The 16,244-nt window shown below is 41.5% G+C and carries 10 protein-coding genes and 1 pseudogene; 3 read left to right on the forward strand and 8 right to left on the reverse strand.

Going from position 1 to position 16,244, the window contains the following annotated elements; all coding sequences use genetic code 11:
• The first annotated feature begins 159 nt into the window (after positions 1-159).
• The gene (locus tag NL643_RS21965; protein ID WP_253645188.1) at positions 160-534 is read left to right on the forward strand and encodes a hypothetical protein; all 375 of its coding nucleotides are present in this window, start codon (positions 160-162) and stop codon (positions 532-534) included.
• A gap of 185 nt (positions 535-719) precedes the next feature.
• Here the strand turns inward: NL643_RS21965 and NL643_RS21970 are convergent, their stop codons facing one another.
• The 7 genes from NL643_RS21970 to NL643_RS22000 all read right to left on the reverse strand — a co-directional run bounded on the left by NL643_RS21970 (position 720) and on the right by NL643_RS22000 (position 12,776).
• Entirely contained in the window at positions 720-1,688 is a 969-nt protein-coding gene (locus NL643_RS21970; RefSeq protein ID WP_049879536.1) for a hypothetical protein, read from the reverse strand.
• A 176-nt stretch (positions 1,689-1,864) separates the two neighbouring features.
• Positions 1,865-3,325, reverse strand: a complete 1,461-nt coding sequence (locus NL643_RS21975) for a hypothetical protein (protein ID WP_253645189.1) — start codon at positions 3,323-3,325, stop codon at positions 1,865-1,867.
• A 529-nt stretch (positions 3,326-3,854) separates the two neighbouring features.
• Positions 3,855-6,128, reverse strand: a complete 2,274-nt coding sequence (locus tag NL643_RS21980) for an AAA family ATPase (RefSeq protein WP_253645190.1) — start codon at positions 6,126-6,128, stop codon at positions 3,855-3,857.
• Between the two features lie 136 nt (positions 6,129-6,264).
• Complete coding sequence (locus NL643_RS21985) at positions 6,265-6,810, reverse strand: hypothetical protein (protein WP_025626562.1); 546 nt, start codon at positions 6,808-6,810, stop codon at positions 6,265-6,267.
• 8 nt (positions 6,811-6,818) lie between these two features.
• Positions 6,819-7,436 (reverse strand): hypothetical protein, encoded by a 618-nt coding sequence (locus NL643_RS21990; protein ID WP_025626564.1) that lies wholly within the window; start codon positions 7,434-7,436, stop codon positions 6,819-6,821.
• Positions 7,429-11,271 carry a hypothetical protein gene (locus NL643_RS21995; protein ID WP_025626566.1) on the reverse strand — a complete coding sequence of 1,281 codons (3,843 nt, stop codon included), beginning with the start codon at positions 11,269-11,271 and terminating at the stop codon, positions 7,429-7,431. Before NL643_RS21995 ends, NL643_RS21990 begins: the two co-directional genes overlap by 8 nt.
• Positions 11,268-12,776 (reverse strand): tyrosine-type recombinase/integrase, encoded by a 1,509-nt coding sequence (locus tag NL643_RS22000; protein WP_253645191.1) that lies wholly within the window; start codon positions 12,774-12,776, stop codon positions 11,268-11,270. Before NL643_RS22000 ends, NL643_RS21995 begins: the two co-directional genes overlap by 4 nt.
• 109 nt (positions 12,777-12,885) lie before the next feature.
• On the opposite strand from NL643_RS22000, the pseudogene nrdD reads away from it, so the two are divergent.
• Positions 12,886-14,160: pseudogene (gene nrdD / locus NL643_RS22005) on the forward strand (anaerobic ribonucleoside-triphosphate reductase); the annotation flags it as partial.
• An 84-nt stretch (positions 14,161-14,244) separates the two neighbouring features.
• Positions 14,245-14,715: an anaerobic ribonucleoside-triphosphate reductase-activating protein gene (nrdG, locus tag NL643_RS22010; RefSeq protein WP_005394529.1), complete on the forward strand. Its 471-nt coding sequence runs from the start codon at positions 14,245-14,247 to the stop codon at positions 14,713-14,715.
• An 86-nt stretch (positions 14,716-14,801) separates the two neighbouring features.
• Here nrdG and NL643_RS22015 read toward each other — a convergent pair whose 3' ends face one another.
• A complete protein-coding gene (locus tag NL643_RS22015) occupies positions 14,802-16,187 on the reverse strand; it encodes an MATE family efflux transporter (RefSeq protein ID WP_253645192.1) in 1,386 nt (461 codons plus the stop codon).
• Between the last annotated feature and the right edge of the window lie 57 nt (positions 16,188-16,244).

The following is a 16,244-nucleotide window of genomic DNA, read 5'->3' on the forward strand; positions in this document are numbered from 1 at the left end:
TTAAATAACAGTAATAGATCAAAACTGGGGATCGCGGTCAAGAGGTCTGTCGCACTAACATTTGTAAACGATCACTGGATCACATTGTTTTAATTCTGAAATTGGCTGCGGAATGACGGTTCAAAGTCTGTCGATGAGTGGAAAGAGGAGATTTTAAGGTTGGATCAGGTATTAGTCGAAGGTTTAGTCAAGAAACAATTGAAAGCTAAAGCGAAGACGCTTGGTCAAAATCCACCGGATAAAGATAGAGAATTGAAACTAGTTGAATGGTGCCTCTTGGGGTGTGGTTTTGATGCAGAACATGCTCGTAGCGTCCTTACTCCTTGGCATGATGCTCATAATCTGAGAAGCGTCCTCAAGGGACATATTTCAGGACAAACCGCTGAGAAAATCAGACTAGATGCTATCAAGGACTTTGGTTCACTTAGAAACCACTTCAATGACCTCTGCGAAAGATGCCATGAATCACTCTGTGTCATCTTCAATGCTTTAGAAGAACATCAGCAAGACAAAACAGGCACTCAAAATAATTGAAGGTAGAGTTATTCACATGATCCTAGCAAATCTAATCCCGAATTTGAGTGGCTGAAACTCATTTAGGGGCATAGACGTGCTAGCGATGAGCACACAGGCACGTCTCTGGACAGAAACGAGCTAGAGTTTCAGTTCTAGCCCGCCGAACTAAGATTAGTAAAGGTAAGTTGAATACTTAAACTCTGTTATATTTTGGGCTCAAAATAATACTGCTTAGTTTCAGTTAATTTACTTCCTACAAACATTGGAATTGCAAAATTTTTATCTATATCTTGAAGGCTTGGTAAGTAATCTACTATCTCACGTGAAAAGTTGGGGATTATATCAACAAGTGCCCAAATTGCATCATCCTTACCTTTTTGAAGGCTACGATTTTTGAAAATAAGGTTAAACGCTTTCCCAAGAGACCAATGATCCTTGATTTTTAACTTATCTTTATATGAATAATGCCTATGATATAGATTGGTAAGCATTACCGCGTCAACTCGTTCATACTCTAGAGGATTGTGAAAAGAGTCAGGAGTAAACAAGCCTTGCATACCATACATATAATGAAACCACTTCTGCATGTCCATTGCCGTATCGCAACAAACCAATAGTACGTTCAACTCTTTTGGGTTTATCTCATTGGAAAATTTTTTTTGGGCAGATAATAGATAGTCTTTCAGTTTATTATCCATATGAGGTTGTATCTCAAAAGCATTGCCCATACTTTCAAAAATATTAGATAACATTTCGGCAGTGTCTTTAAATTCGGGCATTCTTCCAAATGCTCCAATGTTAAAAACATTTCGCTCTTTTTGAGCATGCGCCTTAGAAAAATCTGGACATTTAACCTCTATATTAAATTTAAAGCCATTATAGCTAAACGAACAATCTACATCTGATGGTGGATTTAGCTTAGGTTCATAGACAAAAGTTTGAGGAAAAGAAGAAGCGATCGATGCTGCGACAGATGTTTCACAAGCTGCTTGTAAGAACTTAGCTTCATTAAATGTTGATTCTTCTAATTGCAAATCTTTCTTTAACTTTCGAATTTGCGTAGGGGTTGCATAACGATCTAATATCTCCAAACAAGAATATAGTATTTCACGGTATTCTCTTGATAGCTTCTCATCCCCTGACAAGTATGGATTTGTAATAGACTGGTTCATAAACTTCCTTTACATATAACGTCTGTTAGGCAATTAAAAATACTTCTTTTTCGTTATGATGCGCCTTTATTTTCTAAAATCAGTTCTTTAATGTTAGGTGAAGCAAACTAGACATGTTGTGGAGCCCGCCAAACTTATAACAAGTTTCCCTCCTCATAACTTAAGATATTCTAGTATTATCCTCTTTTAAACTTCCATCTAATGGCTAAACCAGCTAATGTTATACATCCAATTGAAATAATGCTATTAATAATACCTAAAAACACAAATATACCATTTAATGGTGCATCTTTATTTAAAATAGGAGACATATCTTTTAATGACGAGAATGGTTGAAGTGCCTGTTTTACAGAAAAAATAAGTGAATTTAAAATTAACTCCCAATCAATTGGTAAGTAGAATGAGAGTTTTGGTGAGGCTATTAGCGAATATATAAGTGTAAAAAGTATTGTAGTGAAAGATAGAATATATAGAGGTCGGGTATAACTAGTCCCATAATCACTCAAAATCGAATATAGATAAGAAATAGTTAAATACTTTTTGTACCCCTTATTTTTATTTAGAATACTCTCTTGTTCTAGAGAGAAAAACATACCTTCAAGATCTCTGTTACGTTGTGATTCGAGGAAAAATCTAATTGTCCTGTAATAAGAAGCATCTTTATCCCCATTGCGATTTATGAAGCCATCTTTTTGTGGGAAAGAACTGCCATGAGGTATATTTGAACCGAAAAATTCAGGTGGAAACTCAAAGCTACTTCCAATAAAACTAAAAGGATGAACTATATGCCTATTATTCAACTGTAGTTTTTTAACACTTGATTGTTTAATGTTTAAATTATATATTGGGCTACATTCATCTTCATTTCCTGAATACAACTCAAGTATCCCTACATTTGACTTGATTATATCTACATTATTAACTGGAATGTTATAAAAGTAAAAATTCATTCCATCTAATTCTGAATTTTTAAAATTTAGATAATTTATGGTTGTTTCTCTAACAACTGAAACATTAGTAGATTTAGTAACACTTTCATTTTGGGATTTTGTTTTGCAGTTATAAATATTAAATGTTAAACCAAAAAAATCTGATAAGGTGATTTTTAAATAGTCAAAAAAAACACATTTATTAAAAGTTACCGTTTCATCTTTATCTGGTGATAATGATATCAACATCAATTTTTCTGAAAATGCAACAAACTCAAATATTGGCATTTCGAAAGATTTAATTTTACACACATAGAAATAACACTTTTCAATAACAGGTGATATGTGATTTATTAAATCATAATCTTCTTTATCTTCTTTATCTTCTTTATCCTCAATGAATGTGAAGTAGCTGCAATATAAATTATTTAATGTTATGCCTCCAAATAAGAAATCTCTTTTACAGTTGTTCATCGTAAAATCGATAATCTTGTCTGTCCCAATAATTTCAGTACGTTGGAGAAATAAACAGTTATTGAGTGATATAGAACTCATTGATTCACATAAAGTCAGTTTGGAACTAAGAATTCTTGCATTATCAACAACGACATTTATGCCCTCATGATCTTTCAGTAATTCCAGTACGCTTTCCCACATCTCATTAGTAAGCTCCTCGTTAATTGTGAGCCTATTTTCAATAAATTCCATAACATATAGCCAATATACACAACTCGATACATATTGAATTAGGTGTGAGTCAGTGTCAATACACTAAATAGCCCTAACAAAGAAACGGGCAAAGATGGGGCAACAGGTAAGGATTTCTTACCTGTTGCTAACACGTTTTGGGGCATAACTCAGTTAGAACATTCTTTTAGATCTGATTAAACCGTGATTTACAAAGTGCCAGACTACACCCTGATAAATCCAGATGATGGTAAAATTGTAAGCCACAGAGGTGCGAACCAGTTGGCTCTTTTTGTGTATACACGTTTTAGGGCGTAATAGCCGATTACTAGTTCAGTGGGCCGTACTAAAACGTCGTCACATAACTAACGTATTAACAGTAGTGCGCGTTTCTAGATATGTTAGGGCTTAGCAGGAGGCGCAAGCGCGTATCACTGCCAGTTATACTCTGTAACCAGCTTCGCTGGGTCTCGGGCGGATTTCAGAGGAGCGAACCCCGTGATTTTCTTTCCGCCCTTATCCCCGCGGGGCTGTCATCACATGTGTCTAACTATGCGGCTGACGAAACATACTGTGATAGCTCAGCGTCAAGGTTGAACCCCGAACAAATTCTCATGTATGCGGGTTTGCTGTTGATTGCCTTTGTTAATGTTCTCATATCTCCAATAAAAATGGAGGCAGTTTTTGAGCGTGTTAGTGCAGTATAAATCATGCTGTTCTCCACAAATGATGTGGAGGTAGACCTAGGCAAGAGAACGATAGTGTAGGCAAACTCTGAGCCTTGAGTTTTATGAATTGTGATACCGTAAGAATGTACTAACCCGGTATCAAAACATGTACTTTCATCGATATAGACTGTCTTTTCAGCAAACTTGCAGACTAATTTCTTTTGTATGTCTTCACCTGCCTCTTCTTGCTCGTAGATAATACCAGTGACAATTGCCATATCACCGTTGTACAGGTCAAGTGGTGCAAAGTTCTTTGTGACAATAACACGCTCCCCCTTGGCAAAACCCCATAAAGGTTCAGAACCACTACAGTTTCGTTCATTTGTTATGAAGTGGTCGTTAATGCTGATGGTAGATAGGGGGTTATCTGCATTGGAATAAGGTGTAATTACCTGTGATCTATCTAATCCCAACTTTTTGGATAGTGAATACGCATTTGAAATTATCTGAGAATCATTAACTTGTAGGTAGTAGACGCCAGCTTGACCAGAAAATGAACTCAGGTCGGTTAGGGCACTCAGTGGGTCGTTTGAAAATCCACATGTTCTGTCATCCCACTCAGCTTTCATACTGTGGCCGACGTTTCGTACTAGCGTCGCCACATCTCTAATCGGATTGCCTGCTCCCTGTCTGTGGACACTTCTAAGTTCGCTGTACGGCACTGTATCAGGTTTTAGTTTTCCTAGGCTTACGAGGTGCTGCCAAACCACACCAAAGCCAACAGGAGCGATTTGAGCAATGTCTCCTACCATTGAAATGCTGTATTTTGTGGAATGTTTGTCAAATAGTGATAGAAACTCCACTACTAGTGATAGATCAAGCATTGAGGATTCGTCAAACACAATCAGCGGGTTGTCGTTTAGTTGTATCGCATTCTTGATATTGGGACTTTCAACGGTGAGTTCGACTTGACGAATTAGTCCTCGGACAGTGTAACAACAGATCTCGTCTTCTCCATCACCGAATAGGCTAGTGTATGACTTTCGCATGACACACATTCGTTCAAGCTCGTCATTGACGCGTTTTTTTGCTATACCCGCAACCGCTACAAAATATGCTGGTCGGTCTAGGCGGTTACAGACGTACTTAACACATGCCATAGCGGTACTTTTACCAGTACCTCCTTCCCCTTGAGCGATTGAAAGGTCATTGGTCAACGCGTTGAAGGCGAGCTTTTTCTGTTCTTCGGTAAGATTGAACCCGTTCATTTTAAATGAGTATTCATCAAACTCATTTATCAAGGTGATGATTCGTCCATTGGATGACTTAGCGTCCTTAGAAGACACTATTTTTGTTGCCATTGATTTCTCGACGATACTCTCAAGGTTCGCTAGGCCGACACCCTGATAGTCACCTCTACTCGTTCTGCACAGGGCAATTAGCGAAAGACCCGTATCAATGGCAACATCAACCAAATTTTCACCAATCAACGATGACAGTGCCACCCTAAACTTTTCTTCACTGATAGCCGTGTGATTTTGCTTGAGTGCGCGATACACCACGTAGTCAATTGCGCCAATCAACCTGACAGGAGAGTCGTCAGGAATACTCATCTCGTTCGTCTTTCTTAGTCGTTCAGCAACGCCCCATGCATTGTTAAAGCGACTTCCCATGCGGAGAGGTGCATAAGGATTGCTGGTTAACAAACTTTTTGCGGAGCGACCCAATAACCTCATCAGTCTATGGGCAGTGCGTCTGTCATAACCAGCTTTTTCAATGAATTTAATAGACTCAAATTCAGCCTGCACCGTCTGATAGGCTGTTAGAAACGCCAGCCCACGTTCAGTGCTGTCAAATGCATCGACTAGGGCAGGTAGATTGCCGTTCCTTAGTACATTCAGGAATTGCCTTGCCGAGCCAGCTCTTTCGATAGCTTTACTAATACGAGACTCTCCACACCCGATACCTCGGAATTCTGGATGCGTGAAGAATAGCTTTTTAGTAAGGGTCGGCAACTCATACTGACGTAATGCACGCTCGTAAAGCCTAAGATCACTCTCGATATCATTAAACGCGTCTAAAACTAACCGACCTGACGTTGCGGAATATTGTGGGCGATAATTAATCAGCGCTTTTTGGCTTGCACATGAAAACACCCACACCTCAGCTACACATGGCTCCTTGTAAGTGTGCTCTTTCCTAATGAAAACAGACAATCGTTTGTTTCTTTTAGTGCAATTGCCATAAACAATGTAGGCATTTAGTAAGTTACGCACACTTGTAACTAGCAATCTAAACTCGATCAAATGTTCTTCCTCCGCTTAGGATAGAATTCTTGACCTGATCTGCGTGATTCCTCATATGTTCGTCAACAGATCGCTCTGAGGCGGCCAAGGTCAGCTCCAACCTATGGATCTTTGCCTCTTTCTCTTTCAACTGTTGCTCCAGTGTTTGTATTCGAGCATTGAGAGTCACGATTAGAGCACCCTGTTCGTTTATATCGCTAGCCTGACTCGCAACTAATTCGTCACGCTTTTTGTACGTTATTGATCTTGGTTGAGAGTTCTCAACCCCAATGTTGCGTATATCTTTCGGAAGTGCTTCCTTAATCAGCGAGTTTTTGTACAGTGTTGCACGATCCTTGAACGCGCACCATCTAGCCAATTCACTAGCATTGATTCCTAGTTCATTCGTGCCACGTTCGTCTCGCGGAAACTTGATCCCCTTTTGGCGCATCTGACTAATAACCTGCTTATAGCATTCGACATATAAAGCAGATTTGGCAGTACCCCGCAGGCTTTCCTGCTCAGGTGTCAATTTAACAGGTTCTATTCCCATGTTTATCTCTATTCCTTCAGTGGAGCGGGTGTAGTGCGCTCCAGCCATGCTAGGTATGGCTGAGCCTGTTCAGAACTCACTAGGGTTTCACCAAAATACTCAATACGCCCATCTGGCATCAGGTCTAACCCCACATCCTCGTGATCAAGAATTCGAGCAAGCGCTCGGCATAGTTTCTCGACATTAATGTCAGCTTGTCTAAACTCAGTTGCATCGTGCAGTGTCAGTTGTGAGTTAGATGCATCAGAAATTGCAAGTTCAGCCTGTTTTAGGTTAATTTGCAGCTTCTTTATCTCGTCGTTGAGAAGCCCAATTCTTGACTCATACCTAGCCTTTAGATGTACCCAGTTTTTAGGTTGAGGTTGAGCTAAGGAGTCCAGTTTGCTTGTACTGGGCGCAATTTTTAACAAGGCAGTCTCAAGGTATCCTCGGTAGTATCCCCCCTTGTTCTCGCTTTTAAGTAGAGTGGAATAACCAATCCCTGTATCCCGTTCCAATTTTTTTGCCAACTGATCCATATTCGAAATACCTGCCTTGAGGCTAGGAGTTGCGATGTATGTATCTAGAGTTTTAGTAACCAACTCGATTCGCCCGTTAAGGGATTCTGCCCTTTTATTCTTAACCATTAGATAACGCCTTTATTACATTGTTTTGTAAAGGGCTTCTCGTTAGAGGTGGAGTACCCGATAAGTCACTCTCAATCACCTCCAGAATTTGCTGTTTAGTAATAATATTCGCGTCTAACATGCTCATGATCGGGGACATGATATGTCGAGGGTCTAAAGAATCATTTACGAAACAGGCTTCAACCTCCCTCATGATGTCATCACTAGCGTTCTTAGAATCGTTTAAGATTTTCCTCTCAATTCTGGCTACAGTTTTTTGAATTTCAGGGCTATTCAGTGAAGGTACGTCACTCACACTAGTCATGTGGTTGAGTAACAACTCAGGCAAAGACATTTTGAACGTCTCACATGATATTGTTTCTGATAGCAGGCGTGGTGCAGGAACAACAAATTTATTAGCATTCTTCTTGTTCAACAACCTTATCCTCGTTTGTTCAACAATACGCAGAGCTGCTTGCCAACCCAATAGTTCACTCTGCAAAACAGATTGTTCGCGTTTGAGTTGGGCGACTTCAACTTTCTGCACAGTCTCATCACCAATCTTATTTCGGTTTAGGTTAATTAGGGACGTTACGTTACTCTTCAAATCCAACTCTAGTCGCTGAACCATGCGTGAAATAGAAATCAAGTTATCTATATGACAGATTTTAATTCGACAAACACCGCATCGCTGATAACCACCATTTTCAGCAATAATTTCTGAAGGGCATTCCATGTTGTGCACACAGATATGGGTTGATGAAAATGCGATCATGGATATAGGGGTGGAGGCAACAAGATCCATACCAGTGGGATTAATGATTTCATTACCCTCATCGTCAACAGTGATAATTGGAATCGATGTGAAACCGTAAATACACATTGTTTCGTTGGGACGTTGTTTGAACGATTCCTTAACTTGAGCCTGTGAAACATCATTGGTGTGCATAGGTGTGATTTCATCAGTTCTTTTGTTACCACGTACTAACATCAGGTTAGCTCTGCGGTATTCTCCGACCTTGCGCGCTCGATCTTCCTCTGTCTCTTTGTTGTAATAGATGGTTGTAGTCACTTTCATGTGACCGATATTCTTACTCACAGTCTCTACGGGTATGTAGCCAACTCTGTGACTGACGTAGGTGGTTCGAGTCGAGTGGGGAGATAGTAGCGCCAATAACTTTACGCGATGCCCCTCAGCATCAAACCCAAGTTTTTGATTCTTGCCTGAAACCCTAGCTCGTAGAACGAACTCACTATCAGCTGTGATTATTCTCTCTGCTGTCTGTGATGTCATAGAGTCCTTAGCTGATAAAGGCACCATTTTTACAAACTCACATTCTTCTATCACATCATTGAAAGAATAATTGATAACACTCTGTGAAATGCCTAGGAATATCTTCCAAATATCAGCCCACACTGTTTCTGAAAACGGCTGTCCTGATGCGTTGCGAAATAGGACATCGATTTCTAGACCCGTATCATTATAAGGAATGAGGTGGTCAACATCTGATCTCAAATTTTGGAAGTCCCTTTCTGCTCGGAGCATCGTTATGACGTCGATGTGAGAACTCGCTTTCCATGGCTTACGTAGACTTTTATCAGTGCTGACTAATAGTTGAACGATACCGTCCACATTTCCCGCCTCTACAAACTGATCAAAATAACGTTTGTCTAGGTAGCGGATATGTTTGTGCCGTATTCCCTGTTCAAGTGCGACGATAATGCCCCTGATTGGCCCAAGCAATGGGGCAACTAACTGTGTAACCTTCGTCTCTATGGTTCCAAAATTAGTCATCGAGAATGGGTTCTCAATGATCTTCGAAGGTTTATCCATTCGAACATAGGAGTGCTTGAGTTCATCATCGACGTACCAAACTATTGGAGAAAACCCTGCACAATCATGAGAGTAAATTGCTCGTTTAAATGCTTTGCTATTGTTTTCTCCCACACGTATCACGTCATGGTAATGTTCCAACGGTACTGCCCAGTGGAATACATTAGCAATTGGCTTGTTCTCAACTACATCACCGTTTAGTGGAGAGTTATGTAGTTGATATTTCAATATTCCAACAGGAGTTGCGATTTTTGCGCCTATTTCAATCAGTCTGTATTGGTTATCAGTATGGTATGAAGTAGCAGGCCTAAAACCGAGCAGTTCATAATCATAACCTTCTAGTACCCGCTCTTGCAGGTATGCACCGTACTTTTCTAGAGCGTAGGCGACCTGCAAAACGACTGCGTATTCATCTCGTGTAAATACCTTTTTTACAGACTCGCTCAGTGTGCCGAGCTTTATCCCTCGTTCAGATTTATGCCATGCGTTGGTGAACTCGTGTGGCAATAGAGTTTTGCCTGTTGAGCTAACATGTTCTGTGTTAAAGGCATAATTATTTTCAACAGAGTTCAGAGCTGCTTTTACCCATGTAGCAACTGAAACGGACTTGCGCAGCAAAAACTCACCGAGAGTACGAGGCCACTGATCTGTATCTATATCTTGATTAGAATGTGAGCGAATGACAAATGTTTCTCTATCCAACTCTTTAAACTTCGTCGGAGTATAAATATTCTCGGTTTCTGCTTGCTCAGGGAATAATTCGCACCAGCAAGATACATAACCCAAGTACTGGTAAATTACATTCCAGCCCCACTGAGCGTTGGAGAAAGCGGCTTTTGAAAGAGAGCTAAGGTGGCTATCTTTATAGTCATCCCAGCTAGAAAAGTCGGGCCTTTCAATCAAACCGCGCTTGTAAAATTCTTGTGTGGCTGCGAATTCATTATCAGCGAAGAACATGAAAAGAGATTCCTCGTCTTGCTCATACACAACCTCTTGATAATTGAAATTACCGCCTGCTTGAAGTTGAAGAAGCTCAGATTTGTAGGCAACGGTTAAAGCGCGTGTGTGACCAGATAATGTATCTTTTTTATGATAGCCTTGTTTGGTCGCATATAACTTGAACTCTTTTAGCCTGCTTTTCAGAGCCTTAAATGGAACAACTTCATTTGACAGCTCTTTGAGCAGCATGGCATCAGCAGGTCGCTTTATGTCATACATATCATACAGACAGAGTAGTTTAGTTACGTCATCGTAAGAGCTTACGCTAACGTCTTCAGGTGAATGTAGAGTGCTGCAATAGATGATACTGGACATTTTATCGTAACATTGCCCACCGTCACGCTCTATGATGAGTACTTCTAATGGTGGCGCATTCTGAATGTCGCAAATTAGTTGTGTAAACTCACTTTGCAGAGACTTACAGTACGAGTCAGACGCTCCAAACATGGGAGGTCTGGAGGGGTGCCCAGTTGATTTGAATTGAGCAAACTCTTCAAACTTGTTTGAACCTAGTTCAAGGTCGGCAGTGACTGGTAATACCACCAATCCCTCTCTCCACAACTTGATCAGGATTAATCTGGAATAAAGGATTACCGTTTGGTAAACATTTTTACTGATCTGCTCGGGCTTAATACCTACTGAAGCAAATAATTCCTCTGTTTGCCTAATGAACTTCACCGCTCCATGATAACCTTTATGGTTAGGTCTTCTTGCATTGCTCTTTCTGGTGGCAAAGTTGGAAGCACTAGCTGCTTGAGATGCGATAGTAAGCAGTGTTTTTGTATCCGAGATATTTTCTGCTATTTCACATATGACACATCGTACGTCAGCCTTGCCTAAGCTAATGTTTGAACCACGATTCAACACGTCCATCTCTGGAACAGAGAACTTTTTGTCAACACCTACGCTAGAAAAGAATGCTGAGACCTGCGCCTTTAGCTGTATTGCAATTTCAGTGCAACGCGTATCAGCATCGCCTTTACCAGAAGGGTAATAAAGGGTGTTAGTAGTGTTAAAGATCATTGTTTGTGCGCCTCGAGTCTCATTAACATACCTTCGATCCTTCTAGCTTCAGCTAGGTGTTTATTTTTTTCTTTCAATAGAATGGCTTGTTGATCAGTTAGGTTTAGGCGTGTGATATCACGAGATAACTTATGCTCCTGACTCAGCTTCTCTGAGTTATCTCGTTTGTAATTTACGGTACTTGTGAAACTGACATGTCCTATCAGACGACTGACGTCCTCCGCTTTATAACCAAATAGCAACTCTCCACCCTCAGTTAAGCGAGGGCACTCGTAATGCAGGTAGAAAACTAGTGCATGCCGAGCAAAATGTGGCCCATGAAGTAAATCCTCAGAGATACCTACCTCCCTTAGCGCTTTTTTGAAACGTGTAACGATATTTGTGTGGCCACGCTTTTCATCGGCACGCTGAGTTAGGAGAAATGGTCGCCCCTTGTTCTTGCCATTGTCAAACGTGAACAAAAAATCGTGACTATAGTCCGTGGTCATGGTCAACAGAAGTTTATCGAGTGACTTCCAAAATATTTCCTCTGCCACACCAAACAGGTTCACCTCATGGTGTCGGGTTTTGCGACCTTTCCAAGCTGAGCACAATTTATTCTCCTCAGAAGTTAGACCTCGTTTTGATATATTTGGGGGCAGGAAAATCCTACGCTGTGTGAAATCAATATGTCCCAACTGCAACAGCAGTGCCTCGCTGATTCTTAACCCACTCGCGAATAGTAGAGCGAATAGGGTACGGTCACGATCTGACAGGGATTCCTGATTGAGGAACTGTTCAATCTGTTCCTGTGTTATGGCGACCTTATCTCGAACTGGTGAATCATCGGAAGGACGGCGTGAAAATACTTGATTCGTTTCTCCACGTATATTGTGCGCACCCAGAATTGCCCCAATAGCGGTATGATTCTGCCAATATAATTTTTGTGCCTGAGTTATCTCGGTGGAATTCCAAACCTGCTCAAACAGTGGTTGATATTCGGACTCTGATGGTGAAACTCCCATAGCACGGCAGAGTCTGGTATGCGCTGATCTACCATGACGCTCGGAGATCTTGATATAGCGCTCAATTGCATTTAAATGCACGTTAATTGAATTATTTCCAAGTTTTGGGCGGTAGCCCTCCATAAGCTCTCTTATCGTCTCAATCTCATGAGTAGCGTTGTGAGGCAATTCTTTTTGGATGTACGCTGGGTAGCTCATAACGAACTTATGTGCACGATGCAGTATGAGGGCAGTATCAGAACCCATAACTCCAGCCTCATGGAGATAATCTATGAATTTAATCACATGCATTCGGTACGTATTGATTGAGTTAGCACTTAAGTTCTTTTTTCTATTAGTGGTGTCTGCTAGACGGACTATCTCCTCTTCGTAGACTCTGAACTCCTCAATTTCAGTGTCATCGTCAACTCTGAAGAGATGATGAGAAGTTGTTTCGATTACGCGTGAATTAACGACGGTAACCTGCTTACGTGTTTCATACCTGATGTTCTTTAATTTCATGAGAGCGTATCAAACCTCATTTCTTGTATTGTTAATACCTTAAGTTACTGACATATAAGGAGTCAAGTTTGTAGTGTGTTTAAAATATTAGGGAGAATAGATGTATATATTACATAACGGGCAAACCCCATTCGTAACGTTTGGTTTTGGTCTTGGTACAAGCTGGGCGTCTCGTCTTATTCAGCAATCGATTTTGAAAAACCGTATTGCAGGTCTAGGTAAGAACCGTAAAACAGCGGTATTCCCTAAACTTGTATTCGGCATCAAAGATGGCTTAAACCACAAATCAGAAGATCCAAACTACGACATTAAGAAGCTTGCACTTGAGTGTGCTTCAAAACGTATGTACCCAGACATTCTTAACTACGACAAAGTCGTGGAAGTAACGGGTTCATTCAAAACACCGATGGGTTGTCGTAGCTTCCTAGGTACTTACGAAGAGAATGGCGAACTTATCCATGAAGGTCGTAACAACCTTGGTGTAGTTAGCTTGAACTTGCCACGTATCGCGCTTCGCGCAAAAGGCAGCGAAGCGAAGTTCTATGAACTGCTTGATGATCGTCTACGTCTTGCTCGTAAAGCACTAGAAACACGTATTTCTCGTCTAGAGAACGTAAAAGCGCGCGTTGCACCAATTCTATATATGGAAGGTGCATGTGGTGTGCGCTTGAAAGCAGACGATTCGATTGCAGAAATCTTCAAAAACGGCCGTGCATCAATTTCTCTAGGCTACATTGGCGTGCATGAAACTATCAACGCGTTGTTTGGTACTGAAGCGCACGTTTACGATGATGCCGTATTGCGTGAAAAAGCGGTCGCGATCATCAAACATCTAAAAGATGCGGTGAATCAATGGGCTGACGAAACTGGCTATGGCTTTAGCTTGTACGCAACACCAAGTGAAAACCTATGTAGTCGTTTCTGCCGCATCGACACCAAAGAGTTTGGTTTGATTGAAGGCGTAACAGACAAAGGTTACTACACCAACAGCTTCCACTTGGATGTTGAGAAGAAGGTTAACCCTTACGACAAGATCGACTTCGAGATGCCTTACCCAGAAATCTCAAGCGGTGGCTTCATCTGTTACGGTGAATTCCCGAACATGCAACGTAACGTAGAAGCGCTAGAAAACGTGTGGGACTACAGTTACACCCGCGTTCCTTACTACGGAACCAACACTCCGATTGATGAGTGTTACGAATGTGGTTACACCGGCGAGTTTGAATGTACAAGCAAAGGCTTTACTTGCCCGAGTTGTGGCAACCACGATTCAACCAAAGTATCGGTGACACGTCGCGTATGTGGCTACTTGGGCAGCCCAGACGCACGTCCGTTTAACTTCGGCAAACAAGAAGAAGTTAAACGTCGAGTGAAACACCTATAAGGTTAATTACCACTCGATTCAACACTTTGAAAATCAACCTGCTTTAGGTTGATTTTCTTTTTCGCGATAACAAAGAGACGCATTATGAACTACCACCAATATTATCCAATTGACGTTGTTAACGGACCGGGTACGCGTTGCACATTGTTTGTGTCGGGCTGTGTACATCAGTGTCGTGGCTGTTATAACCAGTCGACGCAACGCTTGGATTCGGGAGTGTTGTTCACGCAAGAAGCGGAAGACAAGATCATCAATGACTTAAATGACACGCGCATTAAACGTCGCGGTTTGTCGTTGTCGGGCGGAGATCCGCTTCATCCTGCTAATGTGCCTCATATTTTAAAGATCGTGAAAAGGGTGAGAGAAGAGTGTCCCGGTAAAGACATCTGGGTTTGGACAGGCTACACGCTGGCTGAACTGGATGACGCACAAAGAGAAGTAGTGCAATACATCGACGTTTTGATTGATGGTAAGTTTGAACAAGACAAGAAAGACCTCAATCTTGAATGGCGTGGCAGTTCAAACCAAATCATTCATCGCTTTACGGATATTTAATCAAGCATTCTCCAAACATAAAAAGGGCTCACACGTGCATAACGTGTGAGCCCTTTTTTTGTGTGAGTTCGTTAGTGTATTTCCAGTTACGCTGTCACCGCTTGGTCATCTTCGACCATATTATTTATCCAACGTTTAGATTGGATACGATAAGTCGTCAGTACGCCTTTCACAAATTCTTCAGCTAGCAGAGACATCAAGACAAAATGCAAAGGCAACCCGAGTACCATACCAGTGTAATAGGTAAGGGGAATACCAATAGCCCACTGACCAAACGTATCAATGAAAATACTGTAGCGAATATCTGCGCCGCTCTTTAGTACGCCGCCAATCCCTACCATGTTAAACACTCTCAAAATCATACCCAGCGCCATGACTAAGCATACGTTGAGTGCCATTTCTGCATCGGTTAATGGGCTCAGTACCAATAGATGATGAATCAGAGGCGAGCTCAACCACACTAGGAAAAACAATAAGGTGGCTAAGATTGCGCTGGTTAACACATACCACCACGCCGTTTTCTCGACCCGATCATAATGTTTTGCGCCAATATCATTCCCAAGAAGAACGGATGCAGCGACCGCAAATCCCATAAAGGTTGAAATCAGTACACCTTCAATCGGTGATAAGAATGAGATGATCGCAAGTTCTGAAACGCCCAATTGACCATAGATGATGCTGTAAACGATCAGCCCACCAGTCCAGAGCGCATCATGGACCAACATGGGTAGAGAAACCTTAAAGTATTTTTGACGATACTGCTTTAAACGGCCTTGCGCCCAATCGAACTTGGTCGGAATAAGGTATGCGTAGCGTTTACAGAAAAAGTAAATCAACACTGCCGTTTGGAAAAATCGAGAAACAAAGCTGCCAACGGCTGCACCAAATACGCCCCATTGAGGGAAGCCGAATAAACCGAAAATCAAAACATAATTAAGCACGACGTTCACGACAATCGCGGAGATACTAACGTTGGTTGCCATTTTGGTTTGGCCTACGGAGCGCAATACCGCTTCTATCGGCACCACTATCGCGGTTGCAATGAGGCTAAAGCCCGTAATCACAAGATAATCACGCGCATAAGTGACGTATTCAGGATCGTCTGACATGAAAGAGACGATCTCTTTATCAAAAATCGCATAAAGAACAATAAACGGCAGCGTCACTAAAATGGAAATAAACCAAGATTGCGCCAATGTTCTGCGGATTCCTGACAGGTTCCCTGAACCGTAATATTGAGAAGCCAGCACTGTTACTGCACCGCAAAGACCGAAAATGACTGCAAGGTTAAAGAAAAAAATGCGATTTCCGACTCCAACGGCTGCAGTGGCGGATTCGCCGAGTTGGCTCACCATGAAAATATCCACGACGCCGAGTAACGCAAAAAGCATGGATTGAAGTGAAACAGGAAGGCCAATCGCAATCAGCTTTTGCCAAAATGCTTTATCGATGTATTCGCGTGTTAAGAGCATCGCATTTCTCCTTAAAGATTAATGCGAGTAGTTTATCCCTATGATTTGGCGGTGTAT

The organism is Vibrio sp. Y42_MX_L11, assembly GCF_024181785.1.
In the GTDB taxonomy this organism is placed as follows: Bacteria; Pseudomonadota; Gammaproteobacteria; order Enterobacterales; family Vibrionaceae; genus Vibrio; species Vibrio diabolicus.